This is a genomic window from Bradyrhizobium sp. 23AC, assembly GCF_054863025.1.
In genome coordinates, this window is record NZ_JAVAYN010000251.1 from 1 (window position 1) to 251 (window position 251).

The 251-nt window shown below is 57.8% G+C and carries 1 protein-coding gene; it reads right to left on the reverse strand.

Annotated elements, in window-relative coordinates; genetic code table 11:
• Window positions 1-66: 66 nt before the first annotated feature.
• A partial coding sequence (locus RAD10_RS42325) for an aldehyde dehydrogenase family protein (protein ID WP_461622070.1) occupies window positions 67-251 on the reverse strand: 185 nt, incomplete at its 5' end.

Below are 251 nucleotides of genomic sequence, written 5' to 3' on the forward strand. Positions count from 1 at the left end.
ATCGGATCCGTGAGGTGACCACGAGTCAGACGCTACCGCCACAACCTTAAGAGCACGGCCTATGAATCACGCTGGAAGGGCGACGTAGATCGTCTCCAGGAATTCTTCAATACCCTGGTAGGAACCCTTGCGTCCCAGCCCGGATTCCTTGACGCCACCAAATGGGGCAGCCGCGTTAGAGAACACCCCTAGGTTCGCACCGATCATGCCGGTCTCCAGCTTCTGTCCCATCCGTAGGATGCGAGCTGTGT